Origin of the sequence: Pseudoalteromonas sp. Z1A6, from assembly GCF_011378745.1 — a bacterium.
GTDB classification, from domain to species: Bacteria; Pseudomonadota; Gammaproteobacteria; order Enterobacterales; family Alteromonadaceae; genus Pseudoalteromonas; species Pseudoalteromonas arctica.
In genome coordinates, this window is the sequence record NZ_WTKW01000179.1 from 1 (window position 1) to 8,714 (window position 8,714).

An 8,714-nucleotide genomic window follows, 5' to 3' on the forward strand; every position below is an offset into this window, starting at 1 on the left:
TATCGGCTTTGTTATTTATAAATCAACGACCCAGGGAGATTGTTGTTTAATTATATTATTTTTCTTTTAAGTAAACGGTTTTCTTTTCTAGATATTGCTCTAAACCAAACTTACCGTCTTCACCGCCAAAACCACTTTGTTTCCAGCCATTATGAAAACCTTGATGCTGCTCACCCATACCACGGTTAACATAAACTTCACCCACTTCTAATTCGTTAATAGCTTTATTAATATCAAAAAAGTTTTGAGTGAATATATAGGCGCTTAAGCCATAAATACTGTCGTTACAGTACTGTATTGCTTGTTCCATATCTTTAACTTTTACAATAGGGAGTACTGGGCCAAAAGTTTCTTCGTGTACTGCAATGTTATCTTGCTTAACGTCTACAAGTAACGTTGGTTCGTACCAACAACCACCTTCGAAACCCTCAACAGACGCAACTTTACCACCAGTGGCAATGCTTGCACCTTGCTTAATACTTTGTTGAACAATGTGATCAATGTTGTCTATTTCACGTTGATTACATTTAGGCCCCATTTGTGTATCTGGGTTCATAGGATCCCCAACACGAAGTGCTTTTACTGCTGGTATAAATTTAGCCATAAATGCATCGTACACAGACTCTTGAACATATAAACGCTCAACACAGGTACATACTTGCCCGCAGTTAGCAAAGCGACCCCAAAGCGCACCTTCAACAGCCTCATCAAGGTCGGCATCTGCCATAACAACCATCGGGGCTTTACCGCCAAGTTCAAGCATTACAGGCGTCATGTATTCTGCGCTAGTTTTATAAATTTGCTTACCTGCAGCAGTAGAGCCTGTCATGGTGATCATTTTAGTAATTGGGCTTTCACACAATGCTTGGCCAACAACAGAACCTGATCCATTAATAACGTTTAGCACGCCAGCAGGAATCCCCGCTTCGTTTGCTAAACGACCCAGCTCGGTGGTTGCTAAAGGTGTTTCTTGGGTAGGTTTTAATACAATAGAGTTACCTGTAATCAACGCAGGTCCAATTTTACGACCAGCCAATGCCAGCGGAAAATTCCACGCAGTAATACCAACAACTACGCCACGTGGCACTTTATGAATGTATATTTTTTCATCTTCGTTATCTGAAGGTAAAATATCGCCTTCAATAGTAAGTGCATGGTCGCATGCATAGTCAATAAAAGTCGCTGTTACGTCGACTTCCATTTGTGCAACTGATAGCAATTTACCTTGCTCTGCAACAAGCATTGGTGCAAGAATATCTTTATTTTCACGAATTTTATTAGCAAACACGCGCAATATATTTTGACGTGTGCGAGCTGTCAATTTAGCCCACTTTTTCTGGCCTACATTCGCTGACTCAAGTGCATACTGCGCATCTTCTATACAGCCTTTTGGTATTTCACCAATTTTTTTACCCGTAGAGGGGCTTAGTATTTCAATGATGCCGCTCGCTTTAGACGCAACATATTCACCGTTTATAAAATTTACATTATTATGGAAGTTCATTGAACTATCTCCCCATCCATCCGCCATCAACCAATAAAATAGCGCCGTTTACATAACTAGCAGCCTCAGAAGCCAAGAACACTGCGGGCCCTTTAAAGTCTTCAGGATTTCCCCATCGACCTTGTGGAATGCGCGCTAAGATGGCTGCATTACGCTCTTTGTCATTGCGTAATGCTTCAGTGTTATCGGTATCAATGTAACCTGGCGCAATGGCATTTACATTAATGCCTTTACCTGCCCATTCGTTAGAAAGCGCCATAACCAATTGCCCAATAGCACCTTTACTAGCTGCGTAACCTGGTACTGTAATACCACCTTGAAAAGTGAGCAAAGAAGCCGTGAAAATAACTTTACCCTCGCCATGCTCTATCATTTGTTTGCCTATTTCGCGGCTTAAAATAAATTGAGCATTTAAGTTAACTTCAATCACTTTATCCCATAAATCATCTCCATGCTCAGCCGCTGGTGCACGTAAGATTGTACCTGCATTATTGACTAAAATATCAATTTTAGGAAAATCGCTTTTAACATCATTAATAAAAGAATAAAGCGCATCACGATCACCAAAGTCACATTGATAGGCTTTAAAGTTTCGGCCAAGGGCTTTAACTTCTTTTTCTACTTCTGAGCCTTCAAGCTCTAAGCTTGCAGACACACCAATAATATCAGCGCCAGCCTGTGCTAAACCTAGTGCAATACCTTTACCAATACCGCGCTTACAACCTGTAACAAGGGCTACTTTGCCTTCTAAGCTAAATTTTTCTAACATATTATTCATTTTAATACCTTTATAATTTTTATTATTGTGGATTACATTCAACAAGCGCTTTCATGCCTTCTGGATTTCCATCCATACTCGAAAATGCACTACCAATATCAGTTAACGAACTAACCGAACTAATAAAAGGTTTAAGATCTATTTGGCCCGATGAAATTAACTCTATTGCCCAATCAAAATCTGCCGCTTCGTATACGCGCGCACCTAATAACTCCAACTCTTTCCAAAAGAATTGAAATAAATCGATTTCAGGTTTAACACTGTGAATAGCCACCATGACTATACGACCCCGACGCCCTGATATTTCGGTCATAGCCTCTATTGCGGGTTTTACGCCTGATACTTCAAATACAACATCTGCACCTTTTGTTTGCGTCCAGCTATCTACATAGGCAGCTAAATCTTCTTCAATGGGATTAACCGATTTAACACCTAGCTCATTGGCAAAAGCACGGCGGCTTTCGTTAGGCTCAGACACGAGCACTTCTGCACCAACACTTTTAGCAACCGCAGCAACTAATTGCCCAATTGGCCCGCCACCAAGTACAACCACTTTCTCACCCGCTTGTAAGCGCGAGCGTCGTACATCATGGCACGCAACCGATAACGGCTCTATTAATGCGCCTTGTTTTAAATCAACGCCTGCTGGTAATTTATGCAAAGTACGCGCTTTAACTGTCCAGCTTGACTGAAAAGCACCTGGCGTATCTATTCCCATAAACTTTAAGTTTTGACAAATATGCGTATGCCCTGCATTACACGTAGGACAATCGCCACACCAATCTAATGGACGTACTACCACGTTTTCGCCTACAGCAAAGCCTTCAACGCCTTCACCTATTTCTGCAACAACACCTGATATTTCATGGCCAATTGTTTGCGGAATAGACACTCGTTGATCCATTACGCCGTGGTATATGTGCATATCTGTACCGCAAATACCAACGTATCCAACACTCAATCTAATCTCACCCGCTTTAGGTTTAATAGATGTGCCTTCAACAATGTTAAATGACTTGTTACCTATATATTGTGCAGCTTGCATATTTTTATACCTTCAAGAATGTTTAATTAAATAGTAACCAAGTAAAGCATCATTAAAACAATGCCGATACGAGGAATATCAAAGTGAACTATCATACCTTGATATGGTTTATTGTTAACAATCTACACCTAGGTATGTTGTTTGTAAAGCCACTATCAAAATTTAATATAACTTTAGAGCGCAAAAGCCAATACGTTAAAAAGCATTAAGAATAGTTATTAAAATTTACTTGTATGTTTTAATATCAACATATATTGTCAACAATTAACACGGTGTAAAGAGGGACAATAATGATTAAAAACAAAAAATCTGCGCTTAGCGTAGTGATTATCAGCGCTCTAAACTTAGCGGGATGCAGTCAAAACATACAAACACACACGCCCAGTAGTAAAACAAATAACAACGTAGTCTTTTCTGACGTATCTGAACAAGCAGGTTTAATAACACAAAAAAACTGGAAGTATGGCGGCCCTACCATTGCCGATATAAACAGTGATGGTCATTATGATCTGCTGCTAACAAATCACGACACCACCCCTATTCGTTTATTTATGGCAAATGGAGATGGCACATACACACTACAAAACGATATTTTTCCACGAGCAGATCTACACGGTATGTCGGCCGGTGATTACGACAACGATGGCGATCTCGATGTACTTATTGCACTAGGCGGTGGAAATGGCACCACACCTCAACCCCAGCGACTACTTAAGAACAATAATGGTAAATTTGAAGATAAAACTGTTGAAGCTGGCTTATCTAAAATGGGGGCTCGCGGGCGCTCTGTGCGCTGGGTTGATGTAGATGCCGATGGTGATCTTGATTTTATACAAGTAAACGCCGAAAAATTAATTCACGAAAACTCACCACGCAATATCATTTTTGAAAATCTCGGTAATGGAAAGTTTACTTATCACCCATCAGCTACTTTTGAAAATATAAAAGCCGAGCGTGTATTATTAACCGATTACAATAACGATGACATACTCGATATTTTTGCTTTTGATGGATACAACGATTTAACTATTTATCAAGGTAATAACGACTTTACCTTTGCCAATGTTACTAAAGATCTATTAGGTGCAAATAGTGAAGCCTACAAAGGCACGCTCGCAGTTGCACAAGCTGATATAGATAACGACGGCGATATGGACTACTACCTTGCTCGCGGAAAGCTAAGCTACGCTATCGCTAATAACAGTCTATCGTTTAATAAAGGCAGCAAACGGCTAGACCTGCGTGATGAAGGTAATAAAAGCCACGATGGCATAACACTCATTACCGACAACACAAACTCAGGAAGTCTTATACTAAGTGACTTTTATCACTTCCCGCGTGCCAAGCTATTAAGCCAAATGGATGTATACATAGGTGAGAAAAAAGAACTAATAAATACACCTAGTAAAAACACCACCATTAGCCAGAAAAAAGCGCAAGGGTTTCCAACTAAGCTTGATAAAACCGGCTGGTACATTGGGTATTTAGGGAATAATAAATGGCGAGTGGAATGGGTACTTACCGACAACCTTGCATGGGATGTACGCGCATCATTCAAAAATGTAAAAAACTATCAAAGCGATTGGCAACCACAAAATCTCGCCCTTCCTGATGTATTACTACGTAACGATAATGGTAAGCTGGTTGATATTTCATCTAAATTAGATGCATTAACAAACAGTAATAACTGGGGAGTTGTACCCGGCGATTTTAATAACGACACAAAAATAGACTTTATGGTCTATCGCTTTGGCGAACTAAAAGAGCGAGTTGCTGATGTTTTACTCATTAACCAAGGTGATTACAAATTTAAAGCAACAATCACTCACAACGCTGATACCGAACGTGGCTTAGACTCACACGGCGATATGGGAGCCGCATTTGACTTTAACCTAGATGGAAAACTCGACCTACTAAGCGGAGATGAAGATAACGGCCAATGGCATTTATATAAAAATACCACTGAGTTAAGTCACGCCCACTTCACCCTTATTAGAGTTGGATACTCAAAAAGTGGGGTTGATCCGTATGGTGCAAAAGTACAAATTAAAACAGCAACTGCGAACCAATATCAAGTTATTGGCTCACAAAGTGCTACTCACTCGCAAAGCTTACTTAATATTGTGCATTTTGGATTAGCACAAGCTGATACGCTTTCATCAGTTGTAATTACATGGCGAGATGGCAGCCAAAAAACGCTCACTAATGTTAAGGTAGACTCACTAATAAAAGTGGGAGAATTTAAGTAAGTCCTGTTTAATATGTACTAGCTCAGGCTTGATCTGACAGTTACCCATTTTTCTAATGATGACTGTTAGTTTAGATTTGAGCTAAATTATTTTCTGCCCAAACCGTTTTTCCATCCAGTGATGTTTTAAGTGGTGTTCGACCGCAACATACTTTCCCTTGATGAGTCCGATCATTGTTGTAGTAATCCATCCATTCGTCCAGATCTTTTTATAGTTCTTCCTTAAGCGTATAGCTAACAATTGAACGAACACCACTACCTGAAAAAAACACGCCTAATTTACGAAGCTCATTGCTGCTTCTATGATGGCCGTGAGCAGGATAGTCAACTGCATATTTAATGACGGCTTGCTCTGTTTCTTCGTCAACGCGATTCTTTATATTTAGTGTACGGTGGTTCTTTTCGATTAACGCATCAATCCCCCCTCATTAACGAGTTCTTGATAACGATAAAATGTATCTCGTGATACGCCCATGACTTTACAGGCTCTTGATACATTGCCTAGTTCTTCAGCAAGGTTAAGTAAACCGGCTTTGTGTTTTATGGTTGGGTTGTTAGTGTGCAACATGAGAGTTACCTTTTTGTTTGTTTTGATTTAAAGATTCGACACCTTTATCAAAACGGGTAACTCTCACTTTTTCAAGTTGAATTGTCAGATATTGTCTGAACTAATACATATAAGTTAACTTAATATATTTTTGCCTTTATTCTCTTGTTGATGAATAGTTACTGGCCATCCTGGATACTGATTACTTGCTTTACCATCGGCTATATCTATTAAAAACTTATATGCTTCCATTGTGTATGTCAGCTTTTCAGAATCAAATGTAATAAAGCCAAAACCACTCCCTTTCTCATGTGCCTTTACATAACGATTACTGGATTTACCAACCTGTGGATTTCCTACCGCATAGACATAAATCTTATTACCGAAAGTGTCATTATATTCGCCAGTTTCGCCAAGGCCGTGTGCTGGCCGGTTTTGGTAAGGCATGCTCATCGAATCAGGTTTCCACCATCTTGGCCAACCGGCAGAAATAGCTGGCGTACAAAAAGCCCAATTGCTATCTCTTTGCTGGTTTACGCCATATTGCGATAAAGAACCTAAATGGGTATCTCCACAAATATGTAACGCCATAGAGTCACGCATTGCGTCAATTGCACGGTTACGTGCAGATGCAGGCCAACCACTCGAATCAAAATCATATTTCAAGAAGCGATCAGGTAGGGGCTGATGAGTAGAAATAGCAGCAAACACCGTTTGACTTAATACCGCTTTTAATTTATGCCCACGCCAATCATTACCCCACTTTATAAGAAAGTTCTCTTGGCGGTTTCCTAACAGGTCTAAGCCGGGGGGATTGAATATAGGATTATAAAAAAGTGGGTCTTCATCTTGTCCCGTTTCGCCAACCGCAACATTAATACGCTCTGGGCCACTTTTCCATTGTCTGTCGGCAAGAATCGCAAAACCGACACCGCCATATAGCATAGTGCCATAATACGAGCTAATACCATTAGTTGGCGTTGGATCATAAGGATCTGGATTATGGTTGAGAGTGGTTTTATGTATCATATTTATCACGCGTGCAGAATCAATATAACCACCTAATGCACTTGCTGAAGGGTCTTTGGAAATGTTTTCCATCCTTGCACCACCTTCCCCCCACAAATTACCTTGGAGTACATCATGATCATCGGGCAAACAAATTGTCGGTTGATTACGCATTACCTCTTTGAAAGCCAAGCCAAACTGATAGAATTTGCGTAAGTAATTTAAAATCGCTAAATTATCTGGAGTACGAATTACACCAAATCCGCCATGACTTTCATAAATTTGATCACCAGAAAAGAACACCAAATCGGGGTTTAGTTTTTCGACATTTTGAGCAACAGGTTGGTACGGAAAACCATAATCATTTTGACACGTGAGCGCGGCCATTCGTAATTTTTCACTCGCTGGGTTCGCTTTTATAATCCCTGAATATATATCTGGGGTTTGTGTACCATCTGTGTGTTTTTCACGGTATACAACCCGAAAAGGCGTATCGCGTGTTTCATCCCAATTAGCAATACGAAAGGTCGCCAACCAGCCATCATGGTCTATGACTTGCGAATCAATAGCGAGCCACTGATCATCACGCTGTATTTGTAGTTCTATTTGCTGATTATCTTGCTCACCTATAGGCCCTGTGTAAGCACTCAACTTCATCACAAAGCCTTCATCACTCAATGTATCGTTTAACGAATACATAGTCCAAAGTATCGGACCAAACGCTTGTTCATCTATTACTGAAAATGCTTCACCTTGCATGGTCCAATTACTAAATTTATATCGTGCGCCCAACTTGTCTTCAGGTGCATTTTCATATGTGACGGATGGAATCGAAAAGTTACTCACCAACGCCACATTGCCTAATAATTCAGTGGCTGCAGCCAAATGAGTGAGAGTACCTATCACTTTTCCTGACGACGTTAAACTAACCGTTAACTCTAAAGCCATGGCACCTGATTGAGGTGTTCCAGTCAGCGTTAAAGTAACAGCTTGATCCTCTATCGGAATCGATATAGGCACGGTGTTATTGCCTAACACTAAATCGTTGTTTTTAATACCAAGGTCATAACCCTGCTGTACAAAACAATTACTACGGTATTCATTTAATTCACTTTTAGCACCAAGACGAATACCCGCGCCACCATCGTTGCTGTTTTGCTCTAAGCGAGACACTTGCACCGACATTGTAAAAGATTGGTCAAGATGCGCTATTTGGTGAGTGAGTGAATGAACACTACGATTACCACCTCTACTTCTACATTCAGCAGCACCATTAACTACGCGCCAATCCTCCATTGGATTAGCCCAATATTGTTTTCCAAGCCATACTCTATCATACGTTTTATACCAATTATCATGATGAGATTTAGTACCGCGGGTAGTTGTTGAAGCCACTGTCCCAAAACTGCTAGTGCAACCAGAAATTCCTGTAGCAGCAACACCAGCAGCAAGCATTTTGAGGACTGAACGACGAGATATGTTTTTGTTCATAGTTTTAATCTCACAAATCAAATATTGTTAACAGTAAACAAACTATATTTGATTTTTTACTAAAGATCAGCATTTTTTTTTCTAAAAACGGTT

At 40.1% G+C, this 8,714-nt stretch carries 5 protein-coding genes and 1 pseudogene; 1 reads left to right on the top strand and 5 read right to left on the bottom strand.

Annotated features, from left to right (window positions below; translation table 11 throughout):
- Positions 1–55 precede the first annotated feature (55 nt).
- Genes aldA through GQR46_RS12150 form a run of 3 tightly spaced genes read right to left on the bottom strand, consistent with a single transcriptional unit; the run spans position 56 to position 3,327 of the window.
- A complete protein-coding gene (gene aldA / locus GQR46_RS12140; protein ID WP_165741093.1) occupies positions 56–1,504 on the bottom strand; it encodes an aldehyde dehydrogenase in 1,449 nt (482 codons plus the stop codon).
- 4 nt (positions 1,505–1,508) lie between these two features.
- Positions 1,509–2,273, bottom strand: a complete 765-nt coding sequence (locus GQR46_RS12145) for a 2,5-didehydro-3-deoxy-L-galactonate 5-reductase (RefSeq protein ID WP_033016439.1) — start codon at positions 2,271–2,273, stop codon at positions 1,509–1,511.
- A 31-nt stretch (positions 2,274–2,304) separates the two neighbouring features.
- Positions 2,305–3,327, bottom strand: a complete 1,023-nt coding sequence (locus GQR46_RS12150; protein ID WP_165727483.1) for an alcohol dehydrogenase catalytic domain-containing protein — start codon at positions 3,325–3,327, stop codon at positions 2,305–2,307.
- A gap of 290 nt (positions 3,328–3,617) precedes the next feature.
- Here GQR46_RS12150 and GQR46_RS12155 point away from each other — a divergent pair, with 290 nt between their 5' ends.
- Complete coding sequence (locus tag GQR46_RS12155; protein WP_165727482.1) at positions 3,618–5,576, top strand: CRTAC1 family protein; 1,959 nt, start codon at positions 3,618–3,620, stop codon at positions 5,574–5,576.
- 70 nt (positions 5,577–5,646) lie between these two features.
- On the opposite strand, the pseudogene GQR46_RS12160 reads toward GQR46_RS12155, so the two are convergent.
- Together GQR46_RS12160 and GQR46_RS12165 are read right to left on the bottom strand one after the other, a co-directional pair.
- Positions 5,647–6,143 (bottom strand): annotated as a pseudogene (locus GQR46_RS12160) (helix-turn-helix domain-containing protein).
- 114 nt (positions 6,144–6,257) lie between these two features.
- A complete protein-coding gene (locus tag GQR46_RS12165; protein WP_165727481.1) occupies positions 6,258–8,621 on the bottom strand; it encodes an alkaline phosphatase D family protein in 2,364 nt (787 codons plus the stop codon).
- Positions 8,622–8,714: the final 93 nt, after the last annotated feature.

Coding starts and splice junctions, on each gene's coding strand:
- GQR46_RS12145 (WP_033016439.1), bottom strand. CDS start 2,273: ATGTTAGAAAAATTTAGCTTAGAAGGCAAAGTAGCCCTTGTTACAGGT.
- GQR46_RS12150 (WP_165727483.1), bottom strand. CDS start 3,327: ATGCAAGCTGCACAATATATAGGTAACAAGTCATTTAACATTGTTGAA.
- aldA (WP_165741093.1), bottom strand. CDS start 1,504: ATGAACTTCCATAATAATGTAAATTTTATAAACGGTGAATATGTTGCG.
- GQR46_RS12165 (WP_165727481.1), bottom strand. CDS start 8,621: ATGAACAAAAACATATCTCGTCGTTCAGTCCTCAAAATGCTTGCTGCT.
- GQR46_RS12155 (WP_165727482.1), top strand. CDS start 3,618: ATGATTAAAAACAAAAAATCTGCGCTTAGCGTAGTGATTATCAGCGCT.